Annotated in this window: 12 protein-coding genes; all 12 read left to right on the top strand. The window is 68.7% G+C overall.

Translation table 11 applies throughout. The features are described from left to right. The first annotated feature begins 66 nt into the window (after positions 1-66). The 12 genes from HPA01S_RS04105 to lpxC all read left to right on the top strand — a co-directional run bounded on the left by HPA01S_RS04105 (position 67) and on the right by lpxC (position 15,625). Positions 67-1,620, top strand: a complete 1,554-nt coding sequence (locus tag HPA01S_RS04105; protein WP_066267008.1) for a UDP-N-acetylmuramoyl-L-alanyl-D-glutamate--2,6-diaminopimelate ligase — start codon at positions 67-69, stop codon at positions 1,618-1,620. After that, entirely contained in the window at positions 1,617-3,041 is a 1,425-nt protein-coding gene (locus HPA01S_RS04100) for a UDP-N-acetylmuramoyl-tripeptide--D-alanyl-D-alanine ligase (protein WP_066267006.1), read from the top strand. Before HPA01S_RS04105 ends, HPA01S_RS04100 begins: the two co-directional genes overlap by 4 nt. After that, positions 3,031-4,209 carry a phospho-N-acetylmuramoyl-pentapeptide-transferase gene (mraY, locus tag HPA01S_RS04095; protein ID WP_066267004.1) on the top strand — a complete coding sequence of 393 codons (1,179 nt, stop codon included), beginning with the start codon at positions 3,031-3,033 and terminating at the stop codon, positions 4,207-4,209. The genes HPA01S_RS04100 and mraY overlap by 11 nt, the downstream gene beginning before the upstream one ends. Next, positions 4,206-6,095 carry a UDP-N-acetylmuramoyl-L-alanine--D-glutamate ligase gene (gene murD / locus HPA01S_RS04090; protein ID WP_066267003.1) on the top strand — a complete coding sequence of 630 codons (1,890 nt, stop codon included), beginning with the start codon at positions 4,206-4,208 and terminating at the stop codon, positions 6,093-6,095. Before mraY ends, murD begins: the two co-directional genes overlap by 4 nt. A 74-nt stretch (positions 6,096-6,169) precedes the next feature. Next, positions 6,170-7,426 (top strand): putative lipid II flippase FtsW, encoded by a 1,257-nt coding sequence (gene ftsW / locus HPA01S_RS04085; RefSeq protein WP_066267289.1) that lies wholly within the window; start codon positions 6,170-6,172, stop codon positions 7,424-7,426. A gap of 85 nt (positions 7,427-7,511) precedes the next feature. After that, positions 7,512-8,588 (top strand): undecaprenyldiphospho-muramoylpentapeptide beta-N-acetylglucosaminyltransferase, encoded by a 1,077-nt coding sequence (gene murG, locus HPA01S_RS04080; RefSeq protein ID WP_245638565.1) that lies wholly within the window; start codon positions 7,512-7,514, stop codon positions 8,586-8,588. Further along, positions 8,585-9,997 carry a UDP-N-acetylmuramate--L-alanine ligase gene (gene murC / locus HPA01S_RS04075; RefSeq protein ID WP_066266997.1) on the top strand — a complete coding sequence of 471 codons (1,413 nt, stop codon included), beginning with the start codon at positions 8,585-8,587 and terminating at the stop codon, positions 9,995-9,997. Before murG ends, murC begins: the two co-directional genes overlap by 4 nt. Continuing rightward, positions 9,994-10,959 carry a D-alanine--D-alanine ligase gene (locus HPA01S_RS04070; RefSeq protein WP_066266995.1) on the top strand — a complete coding sequence of 322 codons (966 nt, stop codon included), beginning with the start codon at positions 9,994-9,996 and terminating at the stop codon, positions 10,957-10,959. The genes murC and HPA01S_RS04070 overlap by 4 nt, the downstream gene beginning before the upstream one ends. Positions 10,960-10,975: 16 nt before the next feature. After that, entirely contained in the window at positions 10,976-11,770 is a 795-nt protein-coding gene (locus HPA01S_RS04065; protein WP_066266993.1) for a cell division protein FtsQ/DivIB, read from the top strand. Positions 11,771-11,784: 14 nt separating this feature from the next. Then, entirely contained in the window at positions 11,785-13,014 is a 1,230-nt protein-coding gene (gene ftsA, locus HPA01S_RS04060) for a cell division protein FtsA (RefSeq protein WP_066266991.1), read from the top strand. Positions 13,015-13,170: 156 nt separating this feature from the next. After that, the gene (gene ftsZ, locus HPA01S_RS04055; RefSeq protein WP_066266988.1) at positions 13,171-14,379 is read left to right on the top strand and encodes a cell division protein FtsZ; all 1,209 of its coding nucleotides are present in this window, start codon (positions 13,171-13,173) and stop codon (positions 14,377-14,379) included. Positions 14,380-14,701: 322 nt separating this feature from the next. Beyond that, entirely contained in the window at positions 14,702-15,625 is a 924-nt protein-coding gene (gene lpxC / locus HPA01S_RS04050) for a UDP-3-O-acyl-N-acetylglucosamine deacetylase (RefSeq protein WP_066266986.1), read from the top strand. Positions 15,626-15,634 lie beyond the last annotated feature (9 nt).

Raw genomic sequence — 15,634 nt, 5'->3', positions numbered from 1 at the left:
GCCCCGGCGAAGCTGCTTGCACGGCATTTCTGTCCGAAGCACGTTCTCCTCGGTGAGGGCTCGTTGATGCCAGTCATGGACACGCCCCAATCCGTCGCCAGCTGGTTGCAGCAGCGCGGCGCCTCGGCGCTGCACTGCGACAGCCGCCGCGTGGCTGCGGGCGAGGGTTTTGTGGCCTGGCCGGGTGCCGCCACCGACGGCCGCCGCTTCGTCGCGAACGCGCTGGCCGCCGGCGCCGTGGCGGCGCTGGTGGAGCGCGAGGGCGTGGAGCCCTACGGCTTCGGTGATGACGAGCGTGTGCTCGCGGTGCCGAACCTCAAGGACGCGGCCGGCGCCATCGCCAGCGCCTTCCATGGCCGCCCGAGCGCCGCTCTGAAGATGGTGGCCATCACCGGCACCAACGGCAAAACCTCCACCGCCTGGTGGGCCGCGCAGCTGCTCTCGGCTTGCGCCCAACCCTGCGCCGTGGTCGGCACGCTCGGCATGGGCTGCCCGCCGGTGGCCGGCCAGACCGCCCCCGCGCTGCAGGCCACCGGCCTGACCACACCCGACCCGGTGATGCTGCAGGCCGCACTGCGCGGCTTCGTCGACGCCGGTGTGCAGGCCTGCGCCATCGAGGCCTCGTCCATCGGCATCGTCGAGGGCCGGCTCAACGCCACGCGCCTGCAGGTCGCCGTGTTCACCAATTTCACGCAAGACCACCTGGACTTCCACGGCAGCATGGAGGCCTACTGGGCCGCCAAGGCCGCGCTGTTCAACTGGCCCGGCCTGGCCAGCGCGGTGGTCAACCTCGACGACCCGCGTGGTGCCGCACTGGCCACCTCGCTGGCCGCGCGTGGCCTTGACGTCTGGAGCGTGGCGATCGAAGACGCCGCACCCACCGGCGCCACACACGCCCGTCTGTTCGCGAGCGAACTGCGCACCACCGACAGCGGTTTTGCATTGCAGCTCGGCGAACGCGATGCGAACGGCCAGACCCTCGCCCAACACCCGCTCAACCTGCCGCTGGTGGGCCGCTACAACGTGTCCAACCTGCTGTGCGTGCTGGCCTCGGCGCGTGCCCTCGGCATCGAGCTGGCCGACGCTGTGCAGGCCTGTGCCGCGCTGACGCCGGTGCCCGGCCGCATGGAACAGGCTGCGCCCGATGCGCCGGCGCAGCCGCTGGTGCTGGTGGACTACGCCCACACGCCCGACGCGCTGGAGAAGGCCCTGCAGGCGCTGCAGCCGCTGGCACGCCAGCGCGGTGGCGCGCTCTGGGTGGTGATCGGTTGCGGTGGTGACCGCGACGCCGGCAAACGCCCGCTGATGGCCGCCGCCGCCGAGCGCGAAGCGCAACACCCGGTGCTCACCAGCGACAACCCGCGCAGCGAAGACCCGCTGCGCATCCTGCAGCAGATGGTGGTCGGGCTGACCTCGCCCGCCGCCGCCACGGTTGAACCCGACCGCGCCCGCGCCATCGCCACGGCGGTGGAACGTGCCGCCGCGCGTGATGTGGTGCTGATCGCCGGCAAGGGCCACGAGGACTACCAGGACGTGCAGGGCGTGAAGAAACCGTTCTCAGACCTGCTGCACGCGCGCGCGGCGCTGTCGCAACGCCAACAGCGTGGGGTGACCGCATGAAGACCCTTGGTCAACTGCTGCCCCAGCTCAGCGGCGCGCGCGTGGTCGGCCAGCCCGATCTGCCGTTCACCCGCGTGCACACCGACACCCGCAGCCTGCAGGCCGGCGACCTGTTCGTGGCGCTCAAGGGCGAACGCTTCGACGCGCACGATTTCCTGCCGCAGGCGGCCGGGCAGGGCGCACTGGCCGCCATCGCCCACCACGGCCTGGCCGCGGCCGGCCTGCCGGGCGTGGAAGTGCCCGACACGCGCCGCGCGCTGGGTGAACTCGCGCGCCTGTGGCGTGGCCAGTTCCAGTTGCCGTTGATCGCCGTCACCGGCAGCAACGGCAAGACCACGGTGACGCAGATGATCGCGTCCATCCTGCGCGCCGCCGCCGGTGACGCGGCACACGCCACGCAGGGCAACTTCAACAACGACATCGGCGTGCCGCTCACGCTGCTGCGCCTCACCGCCGCGCACCGCCTCTCGGTGGTGGAGCTGGGCATGAACCATCCGGGCGAGATCGCAGAGATCGCCGCCATGGCCCTGCCCACGGTGGCGCTGGTCAACAACGCGCAGCGCGAGCACCTGGAGTTCATGGCCACGGTGGAAGCCGTGGCGCGCGAGAACGCGCAGGTGTTCGGCTCGCTGGCCGTGGGTGGCGTGGCCGTGTTCCCGTCCGACGACAGCTACACGCCGCTGTGGCGCGAACTCGCCGGTGCACACCGCGTGTGCACCTTCAGCGACCGCGACGCCACGGCCGACGTGCACGCGCTGCAGGCCGATTGGGCGAACGGCGCCTGGGCGCTGCGCCTGGCCTCGCCGGCCGGTGAGGCCACGGTGCAGCTGCACATCGCCGGCCGCCACAACGTGCGCAATGCCCTGGCCGCCACCGCCTGCGCCTTGTCCGCCGGTGTTCCACTCGACGCCGTGGTGCGTGGCCTGAACGGTTTCGAGCCGGTCGGTGGCCGCTCGCGCGCGCTTGCGCTGCACGTTGACGACCGCACGCTCACGCTGGTCGACGACACCTACAACGCCAACCCCGACTCGGTGCGCGCCGCCATCGATGTGCTGGCCGAACTGCCCGCGCCGCGCCTGCTGGTGCTGGGCGACATGGGCGAGATCGGTGACCAGGGCCTGGCGTTCCACGACGAGGTGCTGCGCCATGCGCTGGCGCGCGGTATCGAGGCGGTGCATGTGAGCGGTGACTGGATGCGCGAAGCCGCCCAGGCCCTGCCGCAGGTGACGCACTGGGTCGAGGTGCCGGCCATGGCCGGTGCCGCCGCCGCCGCCGTGCGCAACGACCGCCCCGAGTTCCGCAGCGTGCTCGTCAAGGGTTCCCGTTTCATGCGCATGGAGCGCGTGGTGCAGGCCCTGCTTGCGCTGGACGCGTCATCACAAGAAGACAACAAGAAGAAGGACAAGATCCATGCTGCCTAGCCTGGCCCTCTGGCTGCAAGGCCTGTCGCCCGAGTTCGGATCCCTGCGGGTGTTCCAGTACCTCACGTTCCGCGCCGTCATGGCCGCGATGACCGCCTTGCTGGTCGGCCTGGTTGCCGGCCCGTACTTCATCCGCCGCCTGGCAGCGCTCAAGATCGGCCAGCCGATCCGCGAATACGCGATGCAGACGCACCTGAGCAAGGGCGGCACGCCGACCATGGGGGGCGTGCTGATCCTGTTCGCCATTGCCCTGTCCACGCTGCTGTGGTTCGACCTCTCCAACCGCTTCGTCTGGATCGTGCTGCTGGTCACGCTGGGCTTCGGCACCATCGGCTGGGTGGACGACTGGCGCAAGGTCGTGCACAAGGACCCCGAGGGCATGCGCTCGCGCGAGAAGTATTTCTGGCAGTCGGTGATCGGCCTCGTGGCCGCCTTCTACCTGGTGTTCGCGGTGTCCGGCACCAGCAACGAGCGGGTGTTTGAACTCTTCGTCGCCTGGGTGCGTTCCGGCTTCACGGTCGACCTGCCGCCGCAAGCCGGCCTGCTGGTGCCCTTCTTCAAGGAAATCAGCTACCCGCTGGGCGTGTTCGGTTTCGTGGTCATGACCTACCTGGTCATCGTCGGCTCCAGCAACGCCGTCAACCTCACCGACGGCCTGGACGGCCTGGCCATCATGCCGGTGGTGATGGTCGGCTCCGCGCTCGGCGTGTTCGCCTACGTCACCGGCAACACGGTGTTCGCGCGTTACCTGCTGCTGCCGCACATTCCCGGCGCGGGCGAGCTGCTGATCTTCTGCGCCGCCGTGGCCGGTGCCGGTCTGGCCTTCCTCTGGTTCAACACCCACCCGGCGCAGGTCTTCATGGGCGACGTGGGCGCGCTCGCGCTCGGCGCTGCGCTCGGCACCATCGCCGTCATCGTGCGGCAGGAAATCGTGCTCGCCATCATGGGCGGCATCTTCGTGGTGGAAGCGCTCTCGGTGATGCTGCAGGTGACCTGGTTCAAGTACACCAAGCGCCGCTACGGCACCGGCCGCCGCCTGTTCCAGATGGCGCCGCTGCACCACCATTTCGAGAAAAAGGGCTGGAAGGAGACGCAGGTCGTCGTGCGCTTCTGGATCATCACCATGCTGTTGTGCCTCGTGGGGCTGTCCACGCTCAAGCTGCGATGAACCAGCAGCACGTCCTCATCCTCGGTCTGGGCGCCTCCGGGTTGTCCATGGCGCGCTGGTGCAGCCGCCAGGGCGCCCGCGTGACCGTGGCCGACACGCGCGAGACGCCGCCGCAACTGGCGGTGTTGCGCGTCGAGTGGCCCGAGGTGGAGTTCGTCAGTGGCCCGTTCGACGACGCGCTGCTGGCGCGCAACCACTGGAGCCTGATCGCGCGCAGCCCGGGCCTCGCGCCCGAGAGCCTGCAGGCCGTGTTCGGCTGGGCGCAGGCCAACGGCGTGGCGGTGGTTGGTGAACTGGATCTGTTCGCGCGTGCCCTGCAGGCGCTGTCGCAACGCGAGCGGCTGGCGTATCGCCCGCAGGTGCTGGCCATCACCGGCACCAACGGCAAGACCACCGTGACCTCGCTCACCACCTTGCTGCTGCAGCGCGCCGGCCTGAACGTTGCCGTGGCCGGCAACATCGGCCCGGCTCTGCTCGACGTGCTGGGCAACGCGCTGGACCACGAAGCCGTGGCACAGCAGGCCGACGACGAAGCCGCCGCCGCCGAAGCCGCGCAGGCACAGGCCGAGGCCGACGCCCAGGCGGCGCTGGCCGCAGCCGCGGCCGTGGTGGCCGAAGCGCCCGTCGAAGAACCGGCAGAAGACAACGAAGACAACGAAGACAGCGAGGGCGCCCAGGCCACGCTCGACGACGCGATTGCCCAGGCCGACGCCGTGGAGGCCGCCGAAGCGGCCGAAGCCGATACCACGGGCGCAGAAGCCGACGCCACTGCCGAGACGGCCGACGCCGAAGGCCCGGCCCAGCTGGTGCCGCCGCCGGTGGAAGCGCCGCAGCCGACCCACCTGCCGCGCGTCTGGGTGCTGGAACTCTCCAGCTTCCAGCTCGACCGCTGCGCCGGTGGCGCCTGGGACACGGTGCCCAGCGCGGCCACGGTGCTCAACCTGAGCGAAGACCACCTCGACTGGCACGGCAGCATGGCCGCCTACGCCGGGGCCAAGAAGGTCGTGTTCGGCGCGCAGGCGCTGATGCTGCTCAACCGCGACGACCCGGCCGTGATGGCCATGCAGCCCGGCCTGGTCACGGTCAAGATCGGCAACCGCAACCGCCAGCAAAGTGCGCGCCCCTGGGCCAGCTTCGGCTTCGACGCGCCCACCCGCGCGGGCGACTGGGGCATCGAGACGGTCAACGGCATGGCCTGGCTGGTGCGCGCCCTGGCGCTGGACGAAACGCGCAAGCGTGGCCGTGCTGCGGACGAGGCCGAAGAGGTCTACTTCCAGCGCCTGATGCCGGTGGAGGCGCTGCGCATCCGCGGCCGCCACAACGCCGCCAACGCGCTGGCCGCGCTGGCGCTGGCCAGCTCCACCGGTGCGGCGCTCGCGCCCATGCTGCACGGCCTGCGCGAATACCGCGGTGAACCGCACCGCGTCGAACCCGTGGCCATCCTCGACGAGGTCGAGTACTTCGACGACAGCAAGGGCACCAACGTCGGCGCCACGCTGGCGGCGGTGAATGGCCTGGGCGTGGAGCGCCGGCTGGTGCTGATCCTCGGCGGCGACGGCAAGGGGCAAGACTTTGCGCCGCTGGCCGAGCCGCTGGCGCGTTATGCCCGCGCCGTGGTCTACATCGGCCGCGACGCCGGCCGCATCCGCGAGGCCGTGGGCGCCGCGCTGGAGCAGGCCGGTGCGCCGCAGCTCGACGCCGCCACGCTGCCCGAGGCCGTGGCGCTCGCCGCACAACAGGCGCGGCCGGGTGATGCGGTGCTGATGTCGCCCGCCTGCGCCAGCCTCGACATGTTCGACAACTACATGCACCGTGCCCGCGTCTTCGTGGACGCGGTGCAGACTCTGGCCGACGAGCAGGGCATGAGCCTGGAGGGGGGCCTGTGAAGAAAAAAGCCGCCGCCGCTGCACAAGCCAACCGCCAGCCCTGGGGCCCGCGCCTGCGCGCCGCGCTGGCCGGCATGCGGCCGCGCTTCGCCGGCCGCGACCTGGCGGGTGCCCTGGCCGGTGGTGGCTCGCGCGACGGCCTGCCGGTGCGCCTGTCCAACCGCACCTACGCCGGCACGCGCAACGTGGCGGTGCGCGAACTCGGCTTCGACCAGCCCCTGCTGTGGGTGGTGGTGGCCTTGCTCTCCTGGGGCCTGGTGATGGTGTATTCCGCCTCCATCGCGCTGCCCGACAACCCGCGCTTCGCCAACTACGCGCCCACCCACTTCGTGCTGCGCCACGCGATCTCGATGGTGATCGGTGTGATCGCGGCCATGGTGGCGTTCCAGTTGCCGATGCGCACGTGGGAAAAACTGGCGCCCTGGCTGTTCGCGGTGGCGCTGGTGTTGCTGGTCATCGTGCTCATTCCCTTCATCGGCCGCGGCGTGAACGGCGCACGGCGCTGGATCTCGCTCGGCATCATGAACTTCCAGCCCTCGGAGCTCGGCAAGCTCGCCGTGCTGCTCTACGCCGCCAGCTACATGGTGCGCAAGATGGAGGTGAAGGAGCGCTTCTTCCGCGCCGTGCTGCCGATGGCGGTGGCGGTGGGCGTGGTCGGCATGCTGCTGCTGGCCGAGCCCGACATGGGCGCTTTCATGGTGATCGTGGTGATCGCCATGGGCATCCTGTTCCTGGGCGGCGTGAACGCGCGCATGTTCTTCCTGATGGCGCTGGTGGTGGTGGGCGCGTTCGCGCTGATGGTCATGACCAGCGAGTTCCGCCGCCAGCGCGTGTTCGCCTACCTCGACCCCTGGAGCGTGGAGCACGCCCTCGGCAAGGGCTACCAGCTGTCGCACTCGCTGATCGCCTTCGGGCGCGGCGAGATCTTCGGCGTCGGCCTGGGCGGCAGCGTGGAGAAGCTGCACTGGCTGCCCGAAGCCCACACCGACTTCCTGCTGGCCGTGATCGGCGAAGAATTCGGCCTGCTCGGCGTGGTGGTGCTGATCGCGCTGTTCCTCTGGCTCACGCGCCGCATCATGCACATCGGCCGCCAGGCGATTGCGCTGGACCAGGTGTTCTCCGGCCTGGTGGCGCAGGGCGTGGGCCTGTGGATGGGCTTCCAGTCCTTCATCAACATCGGCGTGAACCTCGGCGCCTTGCCGACCAAGGGCCTCACGCTGCCGCTGATGAGCTACGGCGGTTCGGCCATCCTGCTCAACCTGATTGCGCTGGCCATCGTGTTGCGGGTGGATTTTGAAAACCGCCAGATGATGAAAGGTGGTCGTTCATGACCATCTGGCGGTTTATTCAAAATCGACAGCCAGGCGCGCAGCGTCTGGGGATGCGGCACGCATCCATGATGAAGGGGGGGCGCTCGTGACGAGTCCTTGCGCCCTCATCATGGCCGGCGGCACCGGCGGCCACATCTTCCCGGGGCTGGCCGTGGCCGAAGCCCTGCGCGAGCGCGGCTGGCGTGTGCACTGGCTGGGCGCGCCCGGCAGCATGGAAAGCCGCATCGTGCCGCCGCGCGGTTTTGCGCTCGAGACCATCGACTTCGGTGGCGTGCGTGGCAAGGGGCTGGTCACGCTGGCCCTGCTGCCGCTGCGCCTGCTGCGTGCCTTCTGGCAGGCGTTGCAGGTGGTGCGCCGCGTCAAGCCCGATGTGGTGGTGGGCCTGGGCGGCTACATCAGTTTCCCGGGCGGCATGATGGGCGTGCTCGCCGGCAAGCCGCTGGTGCTGCACGAACAGAACTCGGTGGCCGGCATGGCCAACAAGGTGCTGGCCGGTGTGGCCGACCGCGTGTTCACAGCTTTCCCCAACGTGTTCAAGAAGGCCGAGTGGGTGGGCAATCCGTTGCGCACGCCGTTCCTGCAGCAGCCGCCGCCTGCCGAGCGTTTTGCCGGCCGCAGCGGGCCGTTGCGCCTGCTGGTGGTGGGTGGCAGCCTGGGCGCCAAAGCACTCAACGACGTGGTGCCGCAGGCCCTGGCCCTGCTGCCCAAACAGCAGCAACCGCAGGTCACGCACCAGAGCGGCGAGAAACAGATCGACGCCCTGCGCGCCAACTACATCGCCGCCGGCATCCAGGCCGAACTCACGCCCTTCATCGACGACACCGCACAGGCCTTTGCCGACGCCGACCTCATCGTCTGCCGCAGTGGCGCCAGCACGGTGACCGAAATCGCCGCCGTCGGTGCCGCCGCGCTGTTCGTGCCGTTCCCCTCGGCGGTGGACGACCACCAGACCACCAATGCCCGTTTCCTCGTGGATGCCGAAGCCGCCTGGCTGGTGCCCCAACCCGAACTCACGCCCCAGCGGCTCGCGCAAACCCTGCAGACCGTGCAGCGCGAGCAGTTGCAGGCCATGGCCGAAAAAGCCTTGCAGATGAAAAAAACAGAAGCCGTGGCGGCCGTGGTGTCCGCCTGCGAGTCCCTCGCGAAAGTCCCGACAGCATGAAACACGCCATCCGTCACATCCATTTCGTCGGCATCGGCGGCGCCGGCATGAGCGGCATCGCCGAGGTGCTGCTCAACCAGGGCTACCGCATCTCCGGCAGCGACCTGGGCGAGAGCACCGTCACGCGCCGCCTCGTCGCGCTCGGCGCCCAGGTGTTCCTGGGCCACGACGCCGCCCACATCGAAGGCGCTGACGCCATCGTCACCTCCACCGCGGTGAAGGAAGACAACCCCGAGGTGGTGGCCGCACACGCCAGGCTGGTGCCGGTGGTGCCGCGCGCGGTGATGCTGGCCGAGCTGATGCGCATGAAGAAGGGCGTGGCCATTGCCGGCACGCACGGCAAGACCACTACCACCAGCCTGGTGGCCAGCGTGCTCGCTGCCGCCCACCTGGACCCGACCTTCGTGATCGGCGGGCGCCTGAACAGCGCCGGAGCCAATGCGCAGCTCGGTTCGGGCGAGTACATCGTGGTCGAGGCCGACGAGTCGGACGCGTCTTTCCTCAACCTGCTGCCGGTGCTGTCGGTCGTCACCAACATCGACGCCGACCACATGGACACCTACGGCCACGACTTCGGCAACCTCAAGACCGCCTTCGTCGATTTCCTGCACAAGATGCCGTTCTACGGCGCCGCCGTGGTGTGCGTGGACGATGCGACGATCCGCGAGATCCTGCCGCGCATCGCACGGCCCATCACCAGCTACGGCTTCTCGGAAGACGCCCAGGTGCGCGCCATCAACGTGCGCGCGGTGGACACCCAGATGCACTTCACCGTGCAACGCCGCAACGGCGTGGAACTGCCCGACCTGGAGGTGGTGCTCAACCTGCCCGGCAACCACAACGTGCTCAACGCACTGGCGGCGATCGCCATCGCGGTGGAGCTGGGTGTGGACGATGCCGCGGTGCTGCAGGCCCTGGCCGACTTCAAGGGCGTGGGCCGGCGCTTCCAGCGTTATGGCGAAGCGGCCTTGCCATCGGGCGGCAGCTGCACCGTGGTGGACGACTACGGCCACCACCCGGTGGAAATGGCGGCCACGTTGTCCGCGGCGCGCGGGGCTTTCCCGGGCCGCCGCCTGGTGCTGGCTTTCCAGCCGCACCGCTACACCCGCACGCGCGATTGTTTTGAAGACTTCGTGAAGGTCATCGGCCAGGCCGACGCGGTGCTGCTGGCCGAGGTGTACGCGGCGGGCGAAGCGCCCATCGTCGCCGCCGACGGCCGCTCGCTGGCGCGCGCGCTGCGCGTGGCTGGCAAGCTGGAGCCGGTGTTCGTCGACGACATCGCTGCCATGCCGCAGGCCGTGCTCGACAACGCGCTCGACGGCGACGTGGTGCTCTGCATGGGTGCGGGCACCGTGGGTGCGGTGGCCGGCCAGATCATCGAACGTGCTCAGGGAGGTGTCACGGCATGACAACCCAGGAGGTGAAGAACATGGATGCGAAGGCGATGGGCAAGGTGGCGGTGCTGATGGGCGGCCGCTCGGCCGAACGCGAGGTGTCGCTGATGTCGGGCAACGGCGTGCTGGCCGCGCTCAAGTCCAAGGGCGTGGACGCCCACGCCTTCGACCCCGCCGAACGCGAACTCGGTGAACTCAAGCGCGAGGGTTTCCAGCGCTGCTTCATCGCACTGCACGGCCGCTTCGGTGAAGACGGCACGGTGCAGGGCGCGCTGGAACTGCTCGGCATTCCTTACACCGGCCCGGGTGTGATGGCCTCCAGCGTGGCCATGGACAAGCTCATGACCAAGCGCATCTGGATCGCCGAAGGCCTGGCCACGCCGGCCTGGCGCCAGGTGCACAGCGCGGAAGAAACCGTGGCCGCGTTCAAGGCACTGGGTTCGCCCATGATCATCAAGCCGGTGCGCGAAGGCTCCACCATCGGCCTGACCAAGGTGACCAGCGAAGCGCAATGCGCCGCCGCCTACGAACTCGCTGCCGGGCAAGACCCGATGGTGATGTGCGAGCAGTTCATCGCCGGCGACGAAGTCACCTGCCCGGTGCTGGGCACGGGCGCTTCGGCCAGGGCGCTGCCGGTGATCCGCATCGTGGCGCCCGAAGGCAACTACGACTACCAGAACAAGTACTTCACCGACGACACCCAGTACCTCGTGCCCTGCGGCCTGCCCGCAGGCGAAGAGGCCGCCATCCAGGCGCTGGTGCTCAAGGCCTACCTGACGCTGGACTGCCGCGGCTGGTCGCGCGCCGACGTGATGATCGATGCGAAGACGCGCAAGCCCTGGCTGCTGGAGATCAACACCTCCCCCGGCATGACCGGCCACTCGCTGGTGCCGATGTCGGCCAAGGCCGACGGCCTGTCGTACGAAGACCTGTGCCTGTCGCTGCTCGCCAGCGCCTCGCTGGACAACCCGGCCTGAGCCACGGAACACCACCATGCCCAGCACCGAACTGCCCCTGGACGTCAAGCTCATGACCGTGCTCACCCACGTGCTGGTCGTGCTGTTTGTCGTGCTCAGCCTGGGGCTGTTCTCGACCTGGCTGGTGCGCCATCCGGTGTGGTCGGTGAAGGCGATCTCGGTGCACGGCGACGTGACGCACCAGAACGCCGTGGCCTTCCGCGCCCAGCTGGCCTCGCAGATGAAGACGCGCCTGTCCGGCAGCTTCCTCACGGTGGACCTGCAGCAGGTGCGCCAGCTGTTCGAGTCCGTGCCCTGGGTGCGCAAGGTGGTGGTGCAGCGCGAGTTCCCGAACCGCCTGCGCGTGACGCTGGAAGAACACCAGGCCGTGGCCTGGTGGGGCGACACCGGTTCCGGCCAGCTGGTCAACACGCTGGGCGAGGTGTTCGACGCCAGCCCCGATGACAGCGACGGCCTGCCCGAACTGGCCGGCCCGCGCGAGAAGTCTGCCGAGGTGTGGTCGCTCTACCAGTTGTTGGGCACCGAGTTCGCGCGCCTCGAGATGGGGCTGGAACGGCTCGAACTCACCGAGCGCGGCACCTGGCGCGCGCAGCTGCACAGCGGTGCGCAGATCGAGCTCGGCCGCGGCACGCCGGACGAACTGCTGGAGCGCACGCGCCGCTTCACCGGCACGCTGGCCCAGCTCACCGAACGTTATGCGGGCGCGGTGCAATCCGTCGACCTGCGTTATCCCAATGGTTACGCCCTGCGCCTGCGCGGCGTGACCACCGTCATCGACACGCCGCACGGCGCCACGCAACCCCGCAGGTAAATCAAGAAGCAATCATGGCCAAGGAATACAAGGATTTGGTGGTCGGACTCGACATAGGCACCGCCAAGATCATGGTGGTGGTCGCCGAGGTCCAGACCAACGGCGATCTCAAGCTCGCCGGCCTGGGCGTGGCGCCCAGCCATGGCTTGAAGCGCGGCGTGGTGGTCAACATCGATGCCACGGTGCAGAGCATCCAGCAGGCCCTGAAAGAGGCCGAGCTGATGGCCGACTGCCGCATCGCGCGGGTCTACACCGGCATCACCGGCAGCCACATCCGCGGCATCAACTCCAGCGGCATGGTGGCGATCAAGGACCGCGAGGTCAGCGCGGCCGACGTGGCGCGCGTGATCGAAACCGCCAAGGCGATCAACATCTCGACCGACCAGCGCCTGCTGCTGGTGGAGCCGCAGGAGTTCGTGATCGACGGCCAGGAAGTGAAAGAGCCGATCGGCATGAGCGGCATCCGCCTCGAAGCCAAGGTGCACATCGTGACCGGCGCGCAGAGCGCGGCCGAAAATATCATCAAGTGCGTGCGCCGCTGCGGTCTTGAAGTGGACCAGCTCATGCTCAACCCGCTGGCCTCCAGCCAGTCCATCCTGACCGACGACGAGAAAGAGCTGGGCGTGGCGCTGGTGGACATCGGCGCCGGCACCACCGACGTGGCGATCTTCTCGGGCGGCGCGATCCGCCACACCGCGGTGATCCCGATCGCCGGCGACCTGATCACCAGCGACATCGCGATGGCGCTGCGCACGCCCACCAAGGACGCGGAAGACATCAAGGTCGACAGCGGTTGCGCCAAGCAGCTGCTGGCCGACCCGGACACGCAGGTGGAAGTGCCCGGCCTGGGCGACCGCGGCCCGCGCATGCTGAGCCGCCAGGCGCTGGCCGGCGTGATCGAGCCGCGTGTGGAAGAAATCTTTTCGCTGGTGCAGCAGGTGCTGCGCGATTCGGGCCACGAGGAAATGTTGTCCTCGGGCATCGTGCTCACCGGCGGCAGCGCGGTGATGCCCGGCATGGTCGAACTGGGTGAGGACATCTTCCTCAAGCCAGTGCGCCGTGGCGTGCCGAACTATGCCAGTGCCCTGTCCGACATGGTGGCGCAGACGCGCGCCGCCACGGTGATGGGGCTGCTCGAGGAAGCGCGGCTGGCGCGCGTGCGTGGCCACAAGGTGGCGCAGAAGGCAGGCTCCGTGCAGGGTGCGGTGGAGCGCATGAAAAACTGGTTTCTGGGGACGTTCTGATGACACGACACCACATGCCCCCGATACGAAACCGACGAAGACGAGGCCGGTGTGCAGAACACACCGGACCCCCCGGATGACCCGAACCCGCATTCCGATCGAACTTTTGAAGACCGCCTGCATCCAGGCAACAGACACAGCACAAGGAGTACAGACATGAGCATCGAAATGATTGAAGTCGAAGAATTCAACCTCGGCACCCAGATCAAGGTCATCGGCGTGGGCGGCGGCGGCGGCAACGCGGTCGAGCACATGATTTCGCGCAGCGTGCAGGGCGTGGAATTCATCTGCGCCAACACCGATGCGCAGTCCCTGCAGCGCAGCGCCGCGCACAAGACCATCCAGCTCGGCACCAGCGGCCTGGGCGCCGGCAGCAAGCCCGAGAAGGGCCGTGACGCGGCCGAGGTCGCGGTGGACGACATCCGCGAGGCGATTGCCGGCGCGCACATGCTGTTCATCACCGCCGGCATGGGCGGCGGCACCGGCACCGGCGCGGCACCCGTGATCGCACGCGTGGCCAAGGAAATGGGCATCCTTACCGTGGGCGTAGTGACCAAGCCGTTCGACTGGGAAGGCGGCCGCCGCATGACCAACGCCGACAGCGGCCTGGCCGAACTCGAAGCCAACGTGGACTCGCTGATCGTGGTGCTGAACGAGAAGCTGCTCGAAGTGCTGGGCGACGAAGTGACGCAGGACGAGGCCTTCGCGCACGCCAACGACGTGCTGAAGAACGCCGTCGGCGGCATTGCCGAAATCATCAACGAGTACGGCAACGTCAACGTCGACTTCGAAGACGTGCGCACCGTGATGGGCGAACCTGGCAAGGCCATGATGGGCACCGCCGTGGCCGCCGGCCCGGACCGCGCGCGCATCGCCGCCGAACAGGCCGTGGCCTGCCCGCTGCTCGAAGGCATCGACCTGTCGGGCGCCAAGGGCGTGCTGGTGCTGGTCACCGCGGCCAAGGGTTCGCTCAAGCTGTCGGAATCGAAGCTGGCGATGAACACCATCCGCGCCTACGCTTCGCAGGAAGCGCACGTGATCTACGGCGCCGCCTACGACGACAGCCTGGGCGACGAAATGCGCGTCACCGTGGTGGCCACCGGCTTGTCGCGCCAGGGTATGCGCCGCACGGCGCCTCCGCTGCAGGTGCTGCGCACCGGCACCGACAACGTGCCGTTCAACGTGCCCACGATGAACGCCGCCGTCGGTGGCCCGGGCGCGACCCAGCCGGACTACAACGGCATGCACGTGCCCAGCGTCTGGCGCACCAACCGCACCCAGGCCGCGGCCAAGGTGGACGCGCTGGCTTCGGGCGGCATGGACGACTTCGAGATCCCGGCTTTCCTGCGCAAGCAGGCGGACTGAGTGTCTTCCGGGGCTTGAGTGCCCGGCGTTTTCCGGCCTGCACCTCGCGGGCCAACGAACACCGGGCGCTCTGCTCCGCGAATGTCCCCCGGCGGCTGCGCCGCCTCCTCCTTGATTTCGCTGCGCAGAACGCCCGGCATTCGCTGGCTGGAGGCGGGTGGGCGCCCGATTGACGCCGCCCGTGGCGGTCGGCGCGAAGCGGTGCAGCGAACGACACCGCACAGGCAAGAACCTGGAAAGGAAGAACACAACATGCTTTTCCCTATCGCGGTCATCACCATTCCCCACCATGTTCCGGCGCGCTGAAACCTACAATCCACGGATGCTTGCGCAACGCACCCTCAAATCCCTCACCAAGGCGGTGGGGGTCGGTCTGCACAGTGGTCAGCGCGTCGAGCTGACCCTGCGCCCGGCCGCGCCCGACACGGGCATCGTGTTCCGCCGGGTCGACCTGTCGGTGCCGGTGGAGATCAAGGTCAACGCCGAGGCGGTGTCCGACACCCGACTGGCGTCCACCATCTCCAATGGCGGCGCCAAGGTGCACACCATCGAGCACCTGATGAGCGCCTGCGCGGGCCTCGGGCTGGACAACCTGTACGTGGACATCACGGCCGAAGAGGTGCCCATCCTGGATGGCTCCTCGGCTTCGTTCGTTTACCTGCTGCAGAGCGCCGGCATCGTGATGCAGAACGCGCCCAAACGCTTCATCCGCGTCACCCAGCCGGTGGAAGTGCGCGAAGGCGAAGGCCGTGGCCTCAAGTGGGCGCGGCTTGATCCGTTCCATGGCTACAAGCTGGCCTTTGAAATCGAGTTCGACCACCCGGCCGTGACCTCCACCGGCCAGCGCGTGGAGTTCGATTTCGGCAGCGGCCAGTACGCGCGCGAGATCGCGCGTGCCCGCACCTTCGGTTTCACGCGCGACGTGGAAATGATGCGCTCCAACGGCCTGGCCATGGGCGGCGGGCTGGACAATGCCATCGTGATGGACGACGTCAAGGTGCTCAACGCCGACGGCCTGCGTTACCAGGACGAGTTCGTCAAACACAAGATCCTCGACGCCATGGGCGACCTGTACGTCGTCGGCAAACCGCTGCTGGCCGCCTACAGCGCCTTCCGCAGTGGCCACGCGATGAACAACCAGCTGCTGCGCGCCCTGCTGGCGCGGCCCGACGCCTACGAGATCGTGAGCTTTTCGCAGGAGCGTGAAGCGCCGCGCGGTTTTACGCAGCTCGCACCGGCCTGGTAAACCGCTGCC

Origin of the sequence: Hydrogenophaga palleronii NBRC 102513 (assembly GCF_001571225.1) — a bacterium.
In the GTDB taxonomy this organism is placed as follows: domain Bacteria; phylum Pseudomonadota; class Gammaproteobacteria; order Burkholderiales; family Burkholderiaceae_C; genus Hydrogenophaga; species Hydrogenophaga palleronii.
The sequence above is the reverse complement of the archived record's forward strand: the minus strand, read 5'-3'. Positions and strand labels throughout refer to the sequence as shown.